General features: G+C 42.6%; 16 protein-coding genes. 14 read left to right on the forward strand and 2 right to left on the reverse strand.

What is annotated here, in order from left to right:
• Positions 1 to 18: 18 nt before the first annotated feature.
• Positions 19 to 2,280: a DNA internalization-related competence protein ComEC/Rec2 gene (locus AAEO50_RS17890; RefSeq protein WP_341985684.1), complete on the forward strand. Its 2,262-nt coding sequence runs from the start codon at positions 19 to 21 to the stop codon at positions 2,278 to 2,280.
• Positions 2,281 to 2,438: 158 nt separating this feature from the next.
• Here the strand turns inward: AAEO50_RS17890 and AAEO50_RS17895 are convergent, their stop codons facing one another.
• A complete protein-coding gene (locus AAEO50_RS17895; protein WP_044339687.1) occupies positions 2,439 to 2,573 on the reverse strand; it encodes a YqzM family protein in 135 nt (44 codons plus the stop codon).
• A 294-nt stretch (positions 2,574 to 2,867) separates the two neighbouring features.
• Here AAEO50_RS17895 and holA point away from each other — a divergent pair, with 294 nt between their 5' ends.
• Complete coding sequence (gene holA / locus AAEO50_RS17900) at positions 2,868 to 3,887, forward strand: DNA polymerase III subunit delta (protein ID WP_341985685.1); 1,020 nt, start codon at positions 2,868 to 2,870, stop codon at positions 3,885 to 3,887.
• A 62-nt stretch (positions 3,888 to 3,949) separates the two neighbouring features.
• Here holA and rpsT read toward each other — a convergent pair whose 3' ends face one another.
• Complete coding sequence (rpsT, locus tag AAEO50_RS17905) at positions 3,950 to 4,201, reverse strand: 30S ribosomal protein S20 (protein WP_175990978.1); 252 nt, start codon at positions 4,199 to 4,201, stop codon at positions 3,950 to 3,952.
• Positions 4,202 to 4,403: 202 nt separating this feature from the next.
• Here rpsT and gpr point away from each other — a divergent pair, with 202 nt between their 5' ends.
• The 12 genes from gpr (at position 4,404) to mtaB (ending at position 18,949) form a co-directional block, all read left to right on the forward strand.
• Positions 4,404 to 5,555 (forward strand): GPR endopeptidase, encoded by a 1,152-nt coding sequence (gene gpr / locus AAEO50_RS17910; RefSeq protein WP_341985698.1) that lies wholly within the window; start codon positions 4,404 to 4,406, stop codon positions 5,553 to 5,555.
• Positions 5,556 to 5,831: 276 nt separating this feature from the next.
• Positions 5,832 to 7,040 (forward strand): stage II sporulation protein P, encoded by a 1,209-nt coding sequence (spoIIP, locus tag AAEO50_RS17915; RefSeq protein WP_341985686.1) that lies wholly within the window; start codon positions 5,832 to 5,834, stop codon positions 7,038 to 7,040.
• An 18-nt stretch (positions 7,041 to 7,058) separates the two neighbouring features.
• Entirely contained in the window at positions 7,059 to 7,394 is a 336-nt protein-coding gene (locus tag AAEO50_RS17920; RefSeq protein WP_341985687.1) for a DUF3679 domain-containing protein, read from the forward strand.
• A 179-nt stretch (positions 7,395 to 7,573) separates the two neighbouring features.
• A complete protein-coding gene (lepA, locus tag AAEO50_RS17925) occupies positions 7,574 to 9,406 on the forward strand; it encodes a translation elongation factor 4 (protein WP_341985688.1) in 1,833 nt (610 codons plus the stop codon).
• Between the two features lie 95 nt (positions 9,407 to 9,501).
• Positions 9,502 to 10,638 carry a radical SAM family heme chaperone HemW gene (hemW, locus tag AAEO50_RS17930; protein ID WP_341985689.1) on the forward strand — a complete coding sequence of 379 codons (1,137 nt, stop codon included), beginning with the start codon at positions 9,502 to 9,504 and terminating at the stop codon, positions 10,636 to 10,638.
• Between the two features lie 366 nt (positions 10,639 to 11,004).
• The gene (gene hrcA, locus AAEO50_RS17935) at positions 11,005 to 12,039 is read left to right on the forward strand and encodes a heat-inducible transcriptional repressor HrcA (RefSeq protein ID WP_341985690.1); all 1,035 of its coding nucleotides are present in this window, start codon (positions 11,005 to 11,007) and stop codon (positions 12,037 to 12,039) included.
• 95 nt (positions 12,040 to 12,134) lie between these two features.
• On the forward strand, positions 12,135 to 12,692 hold the full coding sequence (grpE, locus tag AAEO50_RS17940) for a nucleotide exchange factor GrpE (protein WP_341985691.1): 558 nt from the start codon (positions 12,135 to 12,137) through the stop codon (positions 12,690 to 12,692).
• A gap of 38 nt (positions 12,693 to 12,730) precedes the next feature.
• Positions 12,731 to 14,560, forward strand: a complete 1,830-nt coding sequence (gene dnaK, locus AAEO50_RS17945; RefSeq protein WP_341985692.1) for a molecular chaperone DnaK — start codon at positions 12,731 to 12,733, stop codon at positions 14,558 to 14,560.
• A gap of 158 nt (positions 14,561 to 14,718) precedes the next feature.
• Entirely contained in the window at positions 14,719 to 15,846 is a 1,128-nt protein-coding gene (gene dnaJ / locus AAEO50_RS17950; protein ID WP_341985693.1) for a molecular chaperone DnaJ, read from the forward strand.
• 23 nt (positions 15,847 to 15,869) lie between these two features.
• Positions 15,870 to 16,811 (forward strand): 50S ribosomal protein L11 methyltransferase, encoded by a 942-nt coding sequence (gene prmA / locus AAEO50_RS17955; RefSeq protein ID WP_341985694.1) that lies wholly within the window; start codon positions 15,870 to 15,872, stop codon positions 16,809 to 16,811.
• 32 nt (positions 16,812 to 16,843) lie between these two features.
• On the forward strand, positions 16,844 to 17,596 hold the full coding sequence (locus tag AAEO50_RS17960; protein ID WP_341985695.1) for a 16S rRNA (uracil(1498)-N(3))-methyltransferase: 753 nt from the start codon (positions 16,844 to 16,846) through the stop codon (positions 17,594 to 17,596).
• A gap of 6 nt (positions 17,597 to 17,602) precedes the next feature.
• The gene (gene mtaB / locus AAEO50_RS17965) at positions 17,603 to 18,949 is read left to right on the forward strand and encodes a tRNA (N(6)-L-threonylcarbamoyladenosine(37)-C(2))-methylthiotransferase MtaB (RefSeq protein WP_341985696.1); all 1,347 of its coding nucleotides are present in this window, start codon (positions 17,603 to 17,605) and stop codon (positions 18,947 to 18,949) included.
• Positions 18,950 to 19,315: the final 366 nt, after the last annotated feature.

Consider the following 19,315-nt stretch of genomic DNA (forward strand, 5'->3'; position numbering starts at 1 on the left):
GGTTATTTTCTGCTTTTTATGGCAGTATCGACTCTTTCGGGATCCCTCCTGGCACTTCAATCCTATTGGGGTGCCTTCTTTCTCGCTTTACTTCTCCTGATGCTGCTGCACCGGAAACCCTCCTTATTCGTATGGACCGCCTCTTTCATCACATTCATTTCTGCATTTTTGGTATCAGATGTTCAAATGAAGGACCAGATGACCACCTTAACTCCTCAAGCGAATGTCCATTTATTGACGATCGACTCCATTCCTTCAATTGACGGAAGTTCATTGCGCGGTTTCGGGAAACTTAATGATGAAGGGATTGTCTTTCGATATAGGATCCCTTCTGAAGATCTGGTGAAAACGGCGGAAGCTCTAAAGCCTGGTTTGACGTGTAGGGTCTACGGAAAACTTGTTGAACCTGCACCGAATTCAAACCCCAATCTGTTCAATTATAAAAGATATCTGTATGAACGGAATATCCATTGGGTTTTACAAGTGGATTCTTTTGAGGAATGCAAACAAACGAATGATGAATGGAAATATTTATTGTTACAGTGGAGATTCACAGGGTTAAAGTATATTGAAGAAAACTTCCCGGCAGAAACCGTAGGAGTGACTCAAGCACTGGTGTTTGGGGAGACAGACAGGATATCTGAGGAAATGATGGAATCTTACCGTGAATTGGGCATTGTTCATTTATTGGCGATTTCAGGGCTTCACGTCGGGCTTGTATTTGGTATGCTTTTCTATCTGCTTGTGAGACTTGGGATCACACGTGAATCGTCCTTATGGATATCAGTGATTTTCTTATTCTTATATATGATAATAACAGGCGGTGCCCCTCCTGTCATACGCGCTTCTTCCATGCTGATCATACTGATCCTCACCCGCAAATCCCATTTAGGTATGAGTGTATTGGACAGCCTTTCCATCGTCTTCATGAGCCTTCTTTTTTGGAACCCTTTTTCGATATTTGATATAGGTTTTCAGCTATCTTTTACGGTAAGCTTTAGTCTGGTACTATCTTCCGCAACTATATTAAAATCCTCCGCTTCCTACCTGATTCAATTATTGGAAGTGACCATCATCGCACAATTATCCTCGTTGCCAATCATTCTCTTCCACTTTTATGAATTTTCTCTTATTGGTTTTTTATCCAATCTTTTATTTGTCCCGCTTTTTTCTCTCCTCGTTCTGCCGCTGGCGTTGAGTACATTTTTTATGAAATTATTGGTGCCTGGAGATTTTCTGTGGTTGACCCATTTATATGGAGTAATTCTCAGTGGGGTTGAAGCTTTAACATCCTTTTTGTCAGGATTTCCGTTCAATACAGTGATTCTAGGGAAACCGCATATCCTGGTGATCGTTCTCTATACTTTTTTGATTTTTGCATTATTTAAGAAAATGGAAAGAGGAGTATATCGGGTTCAATCATTAATTCTGTGCAGCTTCATCATTTTGCATGCATCGTGGAATCAATTCAGCCCTTTTGGTGAAGTAACGTTTATTGACGTTGGCCAAGGTGACTCCGCTCTCATCAATCTTCCCTATAATCAAGGTACTTATCTTATTGATACAGGGGGAGCTGTAGAATTTCCAAAAGAAGAATGGGAAAAGAGAACGAAATCATTTTCGGTGGGGGAAGATGTGATCCTTCCTTTTCTGAAAAGCAAAGGGATTACCAGTCTTGATAAGCTTATTCTCACTCATGGTGATTTAGATCATATTGGTGGGGCTGAAGATCTTTTGAAAAATATAAAAATAAAAGAAATTCTCATAACCCCCAACAGCGGGGAAAAAACAGAGATGAAAGAAATCATATCACTTGCAGTAAAAAGAGGGATTTCAGTCAAGGAAGTCCGTTCACCCTACAGCTGGAAAACAAACCACTATTCATTTCACATCCTCTCTCCCCAGGATGAGGAATATGTAGGGAATAATGATTCACTTGTTGTTTTCTCCGAGATCGGGGGACTGAAGTGGCTGTTCACCGGGGATTTGGAAGAGAAAGGGGAAAAGGAGATCGTTGATTCATATGATATCAAGGCAAATGTATTGAAAGTGGGTCATCACGGCAGCCATACCTCTACAAGCGCTGTGTTTCTCGATGAAATACAACCTTCGATCGCCGTGATTTCTGCTGGCAGGGACAACCGATTTGGTCATCCGCGACCGGAAGTGATCAGTCGGCTGAAAGAACAAGATGTCATGATTCACACGACTGCAGAACATGGGGCACTGACTTATCGTTTTTTGGGAAAACAAGGAACGTTTTCTGCCCAGCACCCATAGTATGTAGTACCAACACACATTAAGCGCTAAAGAAAAAAGGGGCAGACCTCAGAAAGTGTCAGGCCTTCAACCCAATTTATGTTACTCTGTTCAGTACCATATATGGAAATTGAAGAAACCGATTCTTTTTGGGTCTTCCCCTTATCTTCTTTTTTTCATTAAGATCCAATCAGCTTAATGACAGTTGCAATAACAAACATCGTAGCAAAGAATCCAAAAGAAACAATAAAGCCGACGCCTGAATCTACAGCATCATTTCTCTTTGATTGTACGTTTTTTTCAAATTGGTTCACAACTACCCCTCCTATTTCTATTCTAGTATAGAACATCAGTGTTAAAAAATCTATACTTCACTGTACATTTTCCTTTACTGACAAGAGTTGTCACCTATAAGTTGCCCTCTCAGGGGTGACACTAATCACTACAAAGGAATACCGTTAGCGTGAAAGGGTCCTAGGTCTTTCCCGCTAACGTTAATATAGATATAGGGGGTGTCCCTCTTAACCCGGGCGTCCCCTTCCCACTTGTCAAATCCCCAAAGCTTTTTTAACATAGAGAGGATAAAAGAGATATTGGAGAGTGCTGACTTGGTTATAAATACTTGGAAGAAAATTGAGAGATCTCAGTTTGCAGCTATTTATTTAGTATATGGAAATGAATCCTTTTTAATCAATGAAACGAAGCAGAGAATTGTTTCTGCTGCCTTGACGGAAGATGAAATGGATTTTAACTTTTCAAGCTATGATTTAGAAGAGACGCCCGTGGAAGTGGCGATTGAAGATGCGGAAACTTTTCCGTTCATGGGGGAGAGAAGGGTCGTCATCCTGGACAATCCTGTTTTTCTGACAGCTGAGAAGACGAAGGAAAAGGTGGAACATAATATCAAAAAGTTTGAACAATACATACAATCCCCCGCTCCGTATACGATTCTTGTGCTGACTGCGCGTTATGAAAAACTTGATGAGAGGAAAAAAATCACCAAAGCTTTGAAGAAAGATGCTGAGGTGGTAGAGGCAAAGAAACTCAATGAACAGGAGCTGAAAGTCTGGGTACGGGAACGGGCTGCTGCAAATGCGGTTCAAATCGACGAAAATGCAATCGAAATGCTGTTGACACTGGCGGGGACGAATTTGATGATGCTCACCCAGGAACTGGACAAATTGTCATTGTACGCTGGTGATACCAATCATATCGATATAGAGGCTGTCGAGAAATTAACCGCCCGTTCGCTGGAACAGAACATCTTTGCATTAGTGGACAAAGTTGTGCAAAGAAGAATTGATGAAGCACTTCGGATTTATTATGATTTGCTCAAGCAAAATGAAGAGCCGTTGAAAATACTGTCCATTCTCGCCGGCCAATTCAGGTTGATTTACGGGACGAAAGAGTTATCAAGAAGAGGGTATGGACAGCAGAAGATTGCTTCGTATTTAAAAGTGCATCCTTTCAGGGTGAAGCTTGCAGCAGGACAGGCCAAGCATTTCGATGACAGTCAATTGGCAAAAATCATTGAACTGCTCTCGGAGGGGGATTACGAGATCAAAACCGGTAAGATAAAAAAAGAACTCATGATTGAGATGTTCCTGCTTAAGTTACATGAGATTTAACCATAAAAAAACCACTGGATGAACTCCAGTGGTTTTTCTAGTTCCGGCGGCATAGCCCCGAATTAATTAGCTTTTTTCATTAGACGTGATTTTTGACGACTTGCAGCATTTTTGTGGATAAGACCTTTTTGAGCTGCTTTGTCTAATTGGCGAATCGCATCGTTTGTTAATTCTTTAGCATTTTCAGCTCCGTTAGCAGCTGCAGCTTCTGCTTTCTTCACAGCAGTACGCATAGAAGATTTTACAGTAGCGTTTTGAGCGTTGCGCTCGTTGCTAGTTTTAACACGTTTAATAGCAGATTTAATGTTTGGCATTCCTGTCACCTCCTAAAAAAGGATCGAGATTCTATGTGACTCGATTTAAATTCCTAAACAATAAGAACAAATGATATTTTATCAAACGAATGGTGATATTGCAATACTTAGGAGAGAAAATAAACGAGTGAATGAAGCGCTGGTGAAAAGGTAAACCTAAAAAATAATCATGAAAGATTCAACGTTTGGAGGGTATCGCAAAATGAAGGATGAAAAGAAAACGAATCAAGAAGAAATAGATTTAAGTGTATATTCTGTTCGTACAGATCTCGCCGTTGAAGCAAGAGAGATGGCGGTTTCCGAAAAAGGGAAAAAAGATTCCGGGGATACAGGCGGAGTGACATCTGAGATAAACGGCGTAATCATTAAAGAGAGAGAGGAAGAAGGGGTGAAAATTTCCCTTGTAACGATCACTCCCGAAGGCGAAGAAAATATCGGAAAAAAAGCAGGAAACTATTTGACGATCGAAGCCCATGGAATCCGTGAGCAAAATTCTGAGCTGCAGCAGCAGGTGGAGGCTGTCTTTGCGAAAGAATTCAGTAAATTCCTGGAAAGCAACAATATCGGAAAAAACGCGAGCTGTTTGATTGTCGGGCTCGGAAATTGGAACGTCACTCCCGATGCCCTTGGCCCTCAGGTATGTGAAAATGTGATAGTGACTCGGCACCTGTTTGAGCTGCAGCCTGAATCCGTCCAGGAAGGATATCGTCCTGTGAGTGCGCTTGTACCTGGTGTAATGGGACTGACGGGTATAGAAACCAGTGATATCATCTTCGGCGTTGTTGAGAAATCCAAACCAGATTTCATCATTGCGATCGATGCTCTTGCTTCGCGTTCGATTGAACGTGTCAACTCTACAATCCAGATTTCCGATACTGGCATTCACCCTGGGTCGGGAGTAGGCAATAAGAGAAAAGGACTCGATAAAGAAACACTGGGAGTTCCTGTCATTGCCATTGGGGTACCTACTGTACTTGACGCGGTAACGATTGTAAGCGACACAGTAGACTTCTTGTTGAAACATTTCGGAAAAGAGATGAAGGAAGGAAGCCGTCCATCCCGTTCGCTGGCTCCTGCAGGCCTCACGTTCGGAGAAAGAAAGAAACTGACGGAGGAAGACCTGCCGGAAGAGAAACATCGCCAAACATTTATGGGGATTGTGGGTACCCTTGAAGACCAGGAAAAGAGAAAGTTGATCCATGAAGTGCTCGCTCCGATCGGCCATAACCTCATGGTAACACCAAAAGAGGTGGACGTATTCATTGAAGACATGGCTAATTTAGTGTCAAACGGGCTGAACGCTGCACTGCACGAAGCAGTGAATCAGGAGAATACAGGATTTCAGACGAGATAAGATTCAGATAAGAAAAGCTGCGGCAATGGTACCGCAGCTTTTCTTATTGTTCTGCAAATTCTGCATGAGGCAGATGTAGAACATGACCGCAGTCTGACTCCATTTTAATATAAAAAATTCTCTCTTTCTTAATCTATCCTCAAGAAAATACTAGAAAACTTTCCAGCTGTTGTTTATTCCTATTAAGAATTCCTCATAATGACTAATGTGTGCAGTTCTACTTTATCTATCACTAGCATAGCTTGTACTAGAGTAGATTTTAGGAAGGGTGAGGAAATGAGATCGTATAAAGCCACTAACTATGTACTGGCGGTTAACATGACGACCATTTTAAAATCGGTCATTATTTTAATAATAGCCCTGCTTTCGATCTTTTCTGTTACGGGCATTCTGACATCGATGAAGCCCCAATATAGAATTACCTCAGATTCATTGAATCAAGCGGCCTCCGGAGTGAAAGGCGAAGCACTTTACAAGCTGTTCACCTTGGAAAATCGGTCCTTTAACAGCATTTTAACCAAGGAAGAAAAAGAACTTCCGAATCTATCATCTTTACTTTTCAGTGTTGCAACCAATGTCAGTTTTGACGATCCTAGAAGTTTCCTTGGCAGGGAGCTGCCTGGTTTTTCAATCTTTGATGGAAATATATTAGTGGCAGGCGAGGGGACCGATTTTACGAATATGCCAATTGAATCGGTACCGCCGCAAGAAGCGCTGGACACAGAGAATGAAGCACAGCTGAAAAACATAGAAGGTTTCAACGACGGCAGTGAGAATAGGGATGCTGGGAAATCTGTTTTGACCACTGGTGAAAAAAAGACCGTGCACCTTTACTTTACCCACACGAGGGAATCCTATCTCCCTTATTTGGAAGGGGTATCAGATCCGGACTCTGCGATGCATTCCAAGATAAATGTTACAAAAGTCGGCGATATGCTGAAATCAGACCTTGAACAGCTGGGGATCGGCACCACTATTGATAAAACGGACGTGATTCAAAAGCTGAATGAAAAGGGGCTGAGTTATTATAACGCTTATCAGGAATCACGGCCCCTGGTTCAAACAGCGATGACAAACAATAAGGACTTATTATATTTGATAGATATCCACAGGGATTCCCAAAGAAGAAACGTCACTGCGATCAAGATTAATGGAAAATCATATGCAAAACTCGCCTTTGTGGTCGGTGAAGAGCATCCGAATTATGAGCAGAATCTGAGGGTTGCAACTGAGCTCCATAACCTTCTTGAATCGAAATACAAGGGGCTGTCCCGGGGAGTCATTTCTAAAAAGGGGAGCGGCACAAACGGGAAATTCAATCAGGACCTATCAGGGAATGCCTTGCTCCTTGAGTTTGGCGGGGTCGATAACACTTTTGAAGAGCTTCAGCGTTCGTCTATCGCTTTTGCAGAAATATTCGCTGACTATTATTGGCAGGCGGAAAAGGTGGATCATCATCTTTCTCCAGAGCCGGTAAGGCAGTAAACAAAGGGTGAAAAAGAAATGAGTAAATTTATCATGAAGTGCATCGTTCTGATATGTTGTTTGTTTGTAGGTGTACTGATCGGCATGCAGCACGCAAACAAAGGGATTGTCGAAATGAAAGGCCATGAAAAAGAATCGTTCTCTTCCCCTGTAGGAATGACCCAGGATAACGAAGGCAATGTAGAAGCAACGTTTCTTGGTAAAGAAGTGGAAAGCGAGACCCTTACCGAGAAAAAAGAGAAGCTGGAAGAAATGAAAGCCTTCAACGCCTTTTCATCAATAGGAAAAGCCCTCGCCGGCTTTATTGAAGGCATAACCGCAAAAATCGTAGAATTCATTGCCTCATTGATTTGAAAATACGCAGGAAGTATATAATGGCACATCAGAGGGGGAGTTTCCCCTTATGGTGTGCCTATTCTTATATTGGGATTCCTTTTTGCCTTAGCATTCCGGTTTAGATTGAATAATATATACTGTACTGCTATAATTCAACATAGTGTACATGTGTGGATATAACAGGAGTTGAACGAAGAATGAATCGTGAAGAAAAATTGAAAAGACAATCGAAGATCAGAAACTTCTCTATCATTGCTCATATAGATCATGGTAAATCGACGCTTGCCGATCGTATTTTGGAAAAAACAAAAGCATTGACGGCGCGTGAAATGAAAGAGCAATTGCTAGATTCAATGGATTTAGAAAGAGAACGCGGAATCACGATTAAATTGAATTCCGTGCAGTTAAAATATCAAGCGAAAGATGGCGAAGAATATATCTTCCATCTGATTGATACACCGGGACATGTCGATTTTACATATGAAGTATCCCGGAGCTTGGCAGCATGTGAGGGAGCGGTACTCGTTGTCGATGCTGCACAGGGGATTGAAGCTCAGACGCTCGCTAACGTATATCTGGCATTGGACAATGACCTGGAAATCCTGCCGGTTATCAATAAGATCGATCTGCCTGCAGCGGACCCTGAGCGGGTGCGTCAGGAAGTAGAAGATGTGATCGGGCTGGATGCTTCAGAAGCGGTGCTTGCCTCTGCTAAAGCAGGTATCGGAATTGAAGAAATCCTTGAACAAGTCGTTGAAAAGGTACCGGCGCCCCAGGGAGATCCGGATGCTCCATTAAAAGCTCTGATATTTGATTCATTATATGATGCCTATAGAGGAGTGGTTGCCTACATCCGTGTGATGGAGGGCAGCGTCAAAGTTGGAGATAAGGTTCGCATGATGGCGACGGGCAAAGAGTTTGAAGTGACAGAAGTGGGTGTATTCACACCGAAACCTACAGGGCTTAAGGAATTGACTGTCGGTGATGTAGGATACCTCACAGCAGCAATCAAGAATGTAGGGGACACTCGAGTCGGGGATACGATCACGCTTGCAAAGAATCCTGCCACAGAAGCGCTTCCTGGATACCGCCGCTTGAACCCAATGGTATATTGCGGTCTCTATCCAATTGATTCAAATCGTTATAACGATCTTAGAGAAGCGCTTGAAAAGCTTGAATTGAATGACTCTGCGCTTCAATATGAGCCAGAGACTTCTCAGGCATTAGGATTTGGATTCCGTTGTGGATTCCTTGGTCTTCTTCATATGGAGATCATCCAAGAGCGTATTGAACGTGAATTTAAGATTGACCTTATTACGACGGCACCAAGTGTAATCTATCATGTTCAGCTTACAGATGGAGAAGAAGTGAAAGTCGATAACCCTTCCATGATGCCTGACCCGCAAAAAATAGATTTTGTAGAAGAGCCATACGTAAAAGCAACCATAATGGTTCCAAATGATTATGTCGGAGCCGTCATGGAGCTTTGTCAAGGAAAGCGTGGTAACTTCATCGATATGCAATATATGGATGATACCCGTGTAAATATTGTATATGAACTTCCGCTGGCTGAAATTGTGTATGATTTCTTTGATCAGTTAAAGTCGAGCACAAAGGGCTATGCATCTTTTGATTATGAACTGATCGGATACAAGGATTCGAAACTTGTGAAGATGGATATCTTACTGAACTCAGAAAATGTGGATGCCTTGAGTTTCATCGTTCATAGAGACTTTGCCTACGAACGCGGGAAGATCATTGTGGAAAAGCTTAAGGAGCTTATACCGAGACAACATTTTGAGGTGCCTATTCAAGCGGCGATCGGCCAAAAGATTGTAGCGAGATCGACAATCAAGGCCATGCGTAAAAATGTACTTGCTAAATGTTACGGCGGAGATATCTCCCGGAAACGAAAACTTCTTGAAAAGCAAAAAGAAGGTAAAAAGCGAATGAAGTCAGTCGGATCCGTTGAAGTTCCGCAGGAAGCATTCATGGCAGTTCTGAAAATGGACGATTCGGATAAAAAATAATGAGTGGTCATGAGAAAAAGGGGGAAAGAAGCTTGTGCTATCAAGCTCTTCTTACCCCCTTTTCTCTATGAACTGACAACAAAGGAGGGGCGAGTGTGGTAAAGTCCGCTTATATTCATATACCGTTTTGTGAACATATCTGCCATTATTGTGATTTTAATAAGTTCTTTTTGCAAGGACAGCCAGTGGATGAATATTTAAAAAACCTTGGTCATGAAATGAGAAGCAGGGTCGGCAGTGGAAATTCAGAAGAGATCGATACAATCTTTGTTGGAGGGGGCACCCCGACGGCTTTAAATGCGAAACAACTGGATACATTATGTGAAGAAATCACCATGAGTTTGCCCTATAACAAGGGAGAGTTCACCTTTGAAGCAAATCCGGGTGATTTGACTGAGGATAAATTGAAGGTGCTCATCGATCATGGAGTCAATCGATTGAGTTTTGGTGTGCAATCCTTTAACGACGATTTGTTGAAAGGAATCGGGAGGTCACATAGAAGTAAAGACGTCTATACCTCTTTGGAAACAGCCCAGAAGGTAGGCTTCTCGAATATCAGTATCGATTTAATTTATAGTCTTCCCAAGCAAACGGAAGAAGATTTTCAAGACACTTTGACGAAAGCTCTTGATCTTCAGCTGCCTCATTACTCTGCTTATTCACTCATTGTAGAACCCAAAACGGTCTTTTACAATTTAATGAGAAAAGGAAAACTTCCACTTCCTTCTCAGGAACAAGAAGCGAATATGTATGAATTACTCATTGATACTATGGCTAAGTATGGGATAAACCAATATGAGATCAGTAACTTTGCAAAAGAAGGGTACGAAAGCAAACACAACCTCGTTTATTGGGACAATAATGAATATTATGGTTTAGGAGCCGGTGCACACGGTTATATAAACGGAGTGCGCTATTCCAATTACGGTCCGCTGAAAAAATATATGGACCCTATAAATGAGGGAAGATTGCCGACAATCCAGGAGCATACCGTTACACGTGAAGAAATGATGGAAGAAGAAATGTTCCTAGGCCTGAGAAAAGTAGACGGCGTCAGCAAAGCGGCTTTCACCGAAAAATTCGGCTGCTCCATCGAATCGGTATTCAAACCTTCATTAGAAGAAATGCAGAACCGCAAACTGCTGCTGGTCGATGATGAAAGGGTTGCTCTCACAAAGCAGGGGCGTTTCCTGGGTAACGAAGTCTTTCAATCTTTCCTCGGTGTAATCTAATAATGATGTGCACCTATACTGAGGAAATCCCTGTTATTAATGCTCTGTTAAAGTTTATCGTTTAAACCGTTCCAGCAGTTGATTGGAGTGGAAGACGAAGACTCCTGCGGGAAAAGCGAGTTAGGTGAGACCCCGCAGGAGCGCAGCGACGAGGAGGCTCACCAACCGCCCGCGGAAAGCGAAGTCTTCCACGGAAATCAACTGCGGTGTTCAGTGGGGTTTAAACCGATAACTGTAGAGATATAAATAGCAAGAAAAGTTTAAGGAACACCAAATCTAATATATTGACATCCACAATCTGATTTGATAATTTATTAATTAGATTTAGCACTCATCTTGATAGAGTGCTAACAGAGGTGATGAATGTTGTTAACAGATCGACAACTTCTAATTCTTCAAGTTATCATTGATGATTTTATCCTTTCAGCTCAGCCGGTCGGCTCAAGGAGCTTGTCTAAAAAGGATGAGATTTCATTCAGTTCCGCCACCATACGGAATGAAATGGCAGACCTGGAGGAATTGGGATTCATTGAAAAGACCCATACTTCTTCAGGCAGGGTCCCTTCTGAAAAAGGGTATCGTTATTATGTGGATCACTTACTTTCTCCTCAGAAATTGCAGAAGAATGATGTGCATGCACTGCGATCTATTTTTTCAGAAAGAATATATGAACTGGAGAAAGTCGTACAGAGGTCGGCCAAGATTCTGTCCGAGCTGACGAATTATACGACAATCGTATTGGGACCTGAATTGAAGGAAAACAAGCTGAAGAAAATTCAACTTGTTCCCCTGAACAAGGATACCGCGATTGCCATCATCGTAACGGATAACGGGCATGTTGAAAATAAATTGTTCCATATTCCGCCGACGATGAATGCTTCCGAGCTTGAAAAGCTGGTTCATATCCTGAACGACCGTTTAACTGGAGTGCCGCTAAACGAATTAAACGATAAAATTTTCAAAGAAGTAGCCATTCTTTTAAAAGAACACATCCAGAATTACGATTTTATCCTGCATTCGATAACGGACTCCATTAACTCAACCGTTACAGACAAACTGTTCTTTGGCGGCAAGACCAATATGCTGAATCAACCCGAGTTTAATGACGTGCAAAAAGTGCGTATGCTTCTGGAGATGATCGAGCAGGAAGAGAGCATCTATAATCTCATCCGGCCATCAGCTTCCGGAATGAATATTAAAATCGGGAAAGAAAATAATCATCTTGCTATGGAGAATTGCAGTCTCATAACCGCAACTTATTCAATCGGTAAAGAGCAATTAGGTTCTATTGCAATCATCGGACCTACCCGAATGGAGTATTCGAGGGTTGTAAGCTTGCTTAATTTCTTTTCGAACGATATGTCGCAAGTCCTCACCAAACTGTATCAAAGCAACGATTAGTGGACATATTGTATAAAGGATTACAGGGCCGGAACCACTGGATTCCGCGCCTTTGTTACGGGTTAGCTTCATGTATTTATAAGGAGGTGAATGTGATGTCTGAAGAAACAAAGCATCAGCAGGAAGAACAAGCGAAAGCTGACAACGAGGAAGTTGTCGAAGAAGTGTTCGCAGAAGAGCCTCATGAGTCTGAGGAACAGGAAACAGATGAGCTTACACAACTACAGGGAAAGCTTGATGAATCTGAAAATCGTTATCTGCGATTGAGAGCAGACTTTGATAACTTCCGCCGCCGGGTGAATGTTGAAAACGAGGCGAAGGAAAAATATCGTGCTCAACCACTTATCACTGAACTTTTACCGGCACTTGATAATTTTGAACGTGCCTTAAATATAGAAGTTGATAATGACCAGACGAAAACACTGCTTCAAGGAATGGAAATGGTTCACAGAAGCCTTATCGACGCATTGAAGAAGGAAGGCGTAGAACCGATTGAAGCTGTCGGCCAGGAATTTGATCCCCATCTTCACCAGGCTGTAATGCAGACTGAAGATGAAAACTACGGCAGCAATATCGTCGTGGAAGAGTTCCAAAAAGGTTACAAGCTTAAGGACAGAGTTATCCGTCCATCTATGGTAAAAGTAAATCAATAATATAGAAATTACATATCAAACAGGGAGGTATAATGACGATGAGTAAAATTATCGGTATTGACTTAGGAACAACAAACTCTTGTGTATCCGTTCTTGAAGGCGGAGAACCAAAAGTAATTGCAAACGCGGAAGGTAACCGTACAACTCCTTCAGTCGTTGCTTTTAAAAATGGTGAAAAACAAGTCGGGGAAGTTGCAAAACGTCAAGCAATTACGAACCCGAATACGATCATCTCAGTGAAACGCCATATGGGAACTGATCACAAAGTAGAAGCAGAAGGAAAAGAATATACACCACAGGAAATTTCAGCAATGATTCTTCAGCACTTGAAATCATATGCAGAAGACTATCTTGGTGAAAAAGTTGAAAAAGCAGTTATCACAGTGCCTGCTTATTTCAATGATGCAGAACGTCAAGCAACAAAAGACGCCGGTAAAATTGCAGGCCTTGAAGTGGAACGTATCATCAACGAACCAACTGCAGCAGCACTTGCATACGGACTGGATAAAATGGATCAAGACCAAACGATCCTTGTATACGACCTTGGCGGCGGTACATTTGACGTATCCATCCTGGAACTTGGCGACGGCGTATTCGAAGTACGCTCCACTGCCGGTGACAACCGTCTTGGCGGAGATGATTTCGACCAAGTGGTCATCGACTACTTAGTGGCTGAATTCAAGAAAGAAAACGGCATTGACCTATCGAAAGATAAAATGGCTCTTCAACGTCTCAAAGACGCTGCCGAGAAAGCGAAGAAAGACTTATCAGGTGTTACTTCAACACAAATCTCACTTCCTTTCATCACAGCTGGTGAAGCAGGTCCATTACACTTGGAATTGAACCTGACAAGAGCCAAGTTTGAAGAACTTTCTTCTGACCTTGTAGAACGTACAATGGGACCAACTCGCCAAGCAATGAAAGATGCAGGTCTTTCTGCAAGCGAAATCGATAAGATCATCCTTGTGGGTGGATCGACTCGTATCCCGGCCGTACAAGAAGCAATCAAGAAAGAAACAGGCAAAGACCCTTCTAAAGGCGTAAATCCTGATGAAGTAGTAGCGATGGGTGCAGCGATCCAAGGCGGAGTCCTTACTGGAGACGTGAAAGATGTTGTTTTACTTGACGTAACACCACTTTCACTTGGTATCGAAACAATGGGCGGAGTATCAACGAAGCTGATCGAGCGTAATACAACGATCCCAACTTCAAAATCTCAAACATTCTCGACGGCTGCTGATAACCAGACTGCCGTGGATATCCATGTACTTCAAGGTGAGCGTCCGATGGCTGCAGATAACAAAACGCTTGGCCGTTTCCAATTATCTGATATCCCGCCGGCACCACGCGGAGTACCTCAAATCGAAGTTAAATTCGATATTGATAAAAACGGAATCGTCAATGTAAGCGCGAAAGACCTTGGAACGGGTAAAGAGCAAAACATTACGATCAAATCTTCAACTGGCCTTTCTGAAGATGAAGTAGAACGTATGGTGAAAGAAGCAGAAGATAATGCTGAAGCGGATAAAAAGCGCAAGGAAGAAGTTGAACTTCGCAACGAAGCGGACCAATTAGTATTCCAAACGGAAAAAACGCTTAAAGATCTTGAAGGTAAAGTGGACGAAGCAGAAGTGAAAAAAGCGGAAGATGCGAAAGCTGAACTTAAAGAAGCGATCGAAAAAGACGATCTGGATCTTATCCGTGAAAAGAAAGATGCACTTCAGGAAATCGTTCAAGCATTGACAATGAAGCTTTATGAGCAAGCTCAAGCAGATGCACAGGCTGCTCAGGGTGAAGAAGGTCAAGCTGGGAAAGACGATGATGTCGTAGATGCTGAATATGAAGAAGTAAACGACGACAAGAAATAAAAGTAACGAAGCAAAAAGTCAAAGTCAGGACGGTTCTTGGCTTTGACTTTTTCTATGAGTTTGACTCTGAAAAAAGGGGATTCCATGTTTTTATTGATAATCAATGGAACTCAATGTTAAAATAACCTTTATGCAAAAGATTCGGGAGTGGTGTTTTTATGAGTAAACGGGACTATTATGAAGTTCTGGGTGTCGGAAAAGGCGCCTCTAAAGATGAATTAAAAAAAGCATACCGCAAACTCTCCAAAAAATATCATCCTGATATTAATAAAGAGGCGGATGCGGATCAGAAGTTCAAAGAAATATCAGAAGCATATGAAGTACTGAGTGACGATCAAAAGCGTGCGCAATATGATCGCTTCGGCCACACCGATCCAAACCAGGGATTCGGCGGCGGTGCTGACTTTGGAGGCGGCGGTTTCGGCGGCTTTGAAGATATCTTCAATACTTTCTTCGGCGGCGGCGGGGGCCGCAGGAGAGATCCGAACGCGCCTAGACAAGGTGCGGATCTCCAATATACGATGTCACTGAAATTTGAAGAAGCCGTGTTCGGAAAAGAAACTGAAATTGAAATACCGAAAGAAGAAGAATGTGATACATGCCACGGATCAGGTGCCAAGCCTGGTACGAAAGTGGAAACATGTTCTCACTGTAAAGGCGCCGGTCAATTGAATGTTGAACAGAATACTCCTTTCGGCCGCATAGTAAATAGACGTGTGTGCCATTACTGTAACGGTACAGGAAAACAAATCAAGGAAAAATGTTCTACATGCGGCGGCGCAGGCAAGGTTCAGAAACGCCGTACAATCAACGTGAAGATCCCGGCAGGAATCGATGACGGCCAGCAGCTCCGCGTGACTGGCCAAGGTGAACCGGGAGTGAACGGAGGTCCTCCGGGAGATTTATATGTAGTCTTCCATGTGCGTTCGCACGACTTCTTTGAGCGTAATGGAGATGACATCTACTGCGAAATGCCGGTCACTTTCGCCCAAGCTGCACTGGGGGATGAAATCGAGGTCCCTACCCTCCATGGTAAGGTCAAACTGAAGGTGCCGTCGGGGACTCAGACAGGCACAAGATTCAGATTGAAAGGTAAGGGAGTACCGAATGTGCGTGGTTATGGTACCGGAGACCAGCATGTACAAGTAAAGGTAGTCACACCTACTAAATTGACAGATAAGCAAAAGCAGCTATTAAGAGAATTTGCTGATATCAGCGGACAGGTACCTGATGAGCAGCACGAGAGCTTTTTTGATAAAGTAAAAAAAGCCTTTAAAGGCGAATAACTCAGAACGGAGTTGGTAGATTTATGAAATGGTCAGAAATTAGTATTCTTACTACAAATGAAGCAATCGAACCGATTTCAAATATTCTTCATGAATCAGGTGCGAGCGGTGTGGTCATTGAAGACCCGTTTGACTTGATTAAAGAAAGAGAAGATATGTTTGGAGAGATCTACCAACTCAATCCTGAGGATTACCCAAGTGAAGGAGTACTGGTGAAAGCCTATTTGCCGGTCAATAGTTTTCTGGGAGAAACAGTGGAAGAAATCAAGCAGGGCATAACAAATCTCGTTACGTATGATATTGATATCGGGGAAAATAAGGTTGAAATATCAGAAGTGAATGAAGAGGAGTGGGCAACTGCATGGAAGAAATACTACCACCCGGTGAAGATTTCCGATAAATTCACGATTGTGCCGACATGGGAGGACTATACCCCAGTGCACAGTGACGAACTGATCATCGAACTTGATCCTGGAATGGCTTTTGGGACAGGCACCCACCCGACCACAGTCATGTGCATCCAGGCAGTAGAGCGCATTGTGAAACCGGATGACTCGGTGATTGATGTGGGAACTGGTTCAGGTGTACTATCCATCGCAGCGGCCATGCTATCTGCCGCAAAAGTAAGAGCATATGATTTAGACGAGGTTGCTGTAAGGTCAGCCCGTTTAAATGTCAAGCTGAATAAAGTACAGGACAGAGTGACGGTTGATGAGAATAATCTCTTGAATGGCATAACCGGTCAAGCAGATGTGATTGTGGCGAATATATTAGCTGAAATTATTCTGCGTTTCACAGAAGATGCATTTGAGCTTGTGAAACCAGGCGGTTATTTTATCACTTCCGGAATCATTCAGCCTAAGAAACAGCAGGTCAAGGATTCACTGGAAGCTGCAGGTTTCCTAATTGAAGAAGTGATGGTGATGGAAGACTGGGTTGCCATCATTGCGAAAAAGCCTTTATAACAGTAAGGAATAAACGCGTGGAGTGAAACAATATGCAGCGATATTTTTTAATCGATCGTTATAGTCAAGATTGTCCGGTGGTAATAACAGGTGAAGATTATCATCATATCGTACGTGTCATGAGGATGAAAGAAGATGACCGCATTTTTGTGGTATTTCCTGATCAATCCTCGGCTGTTGCCCGTATTGAAACGATTTCCAGTGACTCGGTTGAAGTCAGAGTAGTAGAATGGGAAACAGAAACAAAAGAGCTTCCAATCAAGGTTGCGATTGCGAGCGGGCTGCCGAAAGGGGATAAATTGGAATTAATCTTCCAAAAAGGTACGGAGCTTGGAGCGGATAAATTTATCCCTTTTAACGCGGATCGCTCCATAGTGAAATGGGATGAAAAAAAAGCAAAAAAGAAACTGGAACGCTGGGAAAAGATCGTAAAGGAAGCAGCAGAACAGTCCCACAGGAATGTGGTTCCGTCTGTATTCTCACCCGTTTCATTTAAAGAATTACTGAATTTGAGTAAACAATTTGATTATACACTCGTGGCATACGAAGAAGAAGCAAGGTCAGGAGAAAAAGGAAACCTGTCCAAGTCGCTGACCTCTATTAAGGCCGGCGAGAGCCTCCTGATTGTATTTGGGCCTGAAGGAGGCCTGACCGATAAGGAAGTAGATCTCTGTAAGCACGAAGGTTTCTTGGCTTGCGGGCTCGGACCCAGAATATTACGGACAGAGACGGCCCCCTTGTATGTCCTTTCAGCCATCAGCTATCAATTAGAATTAATGAGGTGAATTATAATGCCATCAGTAGCGTTTCACACATTAGGATGTAAAGTGAACCACTATGAAACGGAAGCCATTTGGCAATTATTCAAAGAAGAAGGATATGAACGTACAGACTATGATTCTATAGCCGATGTTTATGTCATCAATACATGTACCGTTACGAATACGGGAGATAAGAAAAGCAGACAGGTCATCCGTCGTGCGATCAGAAAAAATCCGGACGGCGTCATCTGTGTCACTGGCTGTTATGCTCAGACTTCCCCGGGGGAAATCATGGCGATCCCAGGTGTGGATGTCGTGGTCGGAACACAGGATCGGCGCAAGATGCTTACGTATATTGAAGAATTTAAAAAAGAACGTCAGCCTATCAACGGTGTAACAAATATTATGAAAAACCGTGTGTACGAAGAGTTGGACGTACCTGCTTTCACGGATCGTACACGTGCTTCCCTTAAAATCCAGGAAGGCTGCAATAATTTCTGTACGTTCTGCATCATCCCTTGGGCACGAGGGCTGATGAGGTCACGTGACCCTGAAGAAGTAGTGAAACAAGCTCAGCAGCTTGTGGATGCAGGCTACAAGGAAATCGTTCTGACAGGTATTCATACAGGCGGTTACGGAGAAGACATGAAAGATTATAATCTTGCTATGCTTCTTCGTGATTTAGAGCAAAATGTAAAAGGATTAAAACGAATCCGTATTTCATCCATCGAAGCAAGTCAATTAACGGATGAAGTAATCGAAGTGATCGATCAATCCAATATTGTGGTCCGTCACTTGCACGTGCCTTTGCAATCAGGATCCAATACGGTCCTGAAAAGAATGCGCAGAAAGTATACAATGGAATTTTTCGCTGAAAGACTTGAAAAGCTGAAAAAAGCACTTCCAGGCTTAGCGGTCACCTCTGATGTCATCGTCGGTTTCCCTGGCGAAACGGAAGAAGAATTCATGGAGACCTATAACTTCATCAAAGAGCATAAGTTTTCAGAGCTTCATGTATTCCCTTATTCCAAACGTACCGGAACGCCGGCTGCACGTATGGAGGATCAGATTGATGAAGAAGTGAAGAATCAACGAGTTCACCGCTTGATCGAGCTTTCCAATCAACTTGCCAAGGAGTATGCGTCAAGATTTGAGGATGAAGTACTCGAAGTCATCCCTGAAGAAGTATATGATGACGGCCGTTATGTCGGATATACGGATAACTACTTGAAAGTCATCTTCCCTGCTACAGAGGATATGGTCGGCCAGCTGGTAAAAGTGAAAATTACGAAAGCCGGTTACCCGCTGAATGAAGGTCAATTCGTTCGGGTAATGGAAGATCAACATGAGGATACAAGTGAAAAAGCCGTTATTTAATCTATTAAACAGAGTTCCTTCGAGGTTTTCGAGAGAACTCTGTTTTTGTTTGGCGGAAAGTTTCTTTCGAGTGACGGGCTCAAACTTTTAATACGGCAATTTGGATGAAATATGAAATGATTGAATTATTATTTTGGTTTTGCTCCTGAAAATCTGATATAGGGTAAAAAAAGGTGGTTCATTTAGGTGGTGAAGGGGAATTTTACAGGGGAGGTCACCGTTTATGATCCATTTTAAGATTTTACGATCCATTCTGGAAATTTACGATCCATTTCTCTACGACCCCCTAATTCCTTTGGACATATTTGTACCGAAAAAAGTACACTAGAAACATAAATATGTCAGGAATTAGGGAGGGATATTTTC

It is taken from the genome of Rossellomorea oryzaecorticis, from assembly GCF_038405515.1.
GTDB classification, from domain to species: domain Bacteria; phylum Bacillota; class Bacilli; order Bacillales; family Bacillaceae_B; genus Rossellomorea; species Rossellomorea oryzaecorticis_A.

Coding starts and splice junctions, on each gene's coding strand:
- gpr (WP_341985698.1), top strand. CDS start 4,404: ATGAAGGATGAAAAGAAAACGAATCAAGAAGAAATAGATTTAAGTGTA.
- rpsT (WP_175990978.1), bottom strand. CDS start 4,201: ATGCCAAACATTAAATCTGCTATTAAACGTGTTAAAACTAGCAACGAG.
- lepA (WP_341985688.1), top strand. CDS start 7,574: ATGAATCGTGAAGAAAAATTGAAAAGACAATCGAAGATCAGAAACTTC.
- AAEO50_RS17960 (WP_341985695.1), top strand. CDS start 16,844: ATGCAGCGATATTTTTTAATCGATCGTTATAGTCAAGATTGTCCGGTG.
- dnaJ (WP_341985693.1), top strand. CDS start 14,719: ATGAGTAAACGGGACTATTATGAAGTTCTGGGTGTCGGAAAAGGCGCC.
- mtaB (WP_341985696.1), top strand. CDS start 17,603: ATGCCATCAGTAGCGTTTCACACATTAGGATGTAAAGTGAACCACTAT.
- dnaK (WP_341985692.1), top strand. CDS start 12,731: ATGAGTAAAATTATCGGTATTGACTTAGGAACAACAAACTCTTGTGTA.
- spoIIP (WP_341985686.1), top strand. CDS start 5,832: ATGAGATCGTATAAAGCCACTAACTATGTACTGGCGGTTAACATGACG.
- prmA (WP_341985694.1), top strand. CDS start 15,870: ATGAAATGGTCAGAAATTAGTATTCTTACTACAAATGAAGCAATCGAA.
- AAEO50_RS17920 (WP_341985687.1), top strand. CDS start 7,059: ATGAGTAAATTTATCATGAAGTGCATCGTTCTGATATGTTGTTTGTTT.
- grpE (WP_341985691.1), top strand. CDS start 12,135: ATGTCTGAAGAAACAAAGCATCAGCAGGAAGAACAAGCGAAAGCTGAC.
- AAEO50_RS17890 (WP_341985684.1), top strand. CDS start 19: ATGGCAGTATCGACTCTTTCGGGATCCCTCCTGGCACTTCAATCCTAT.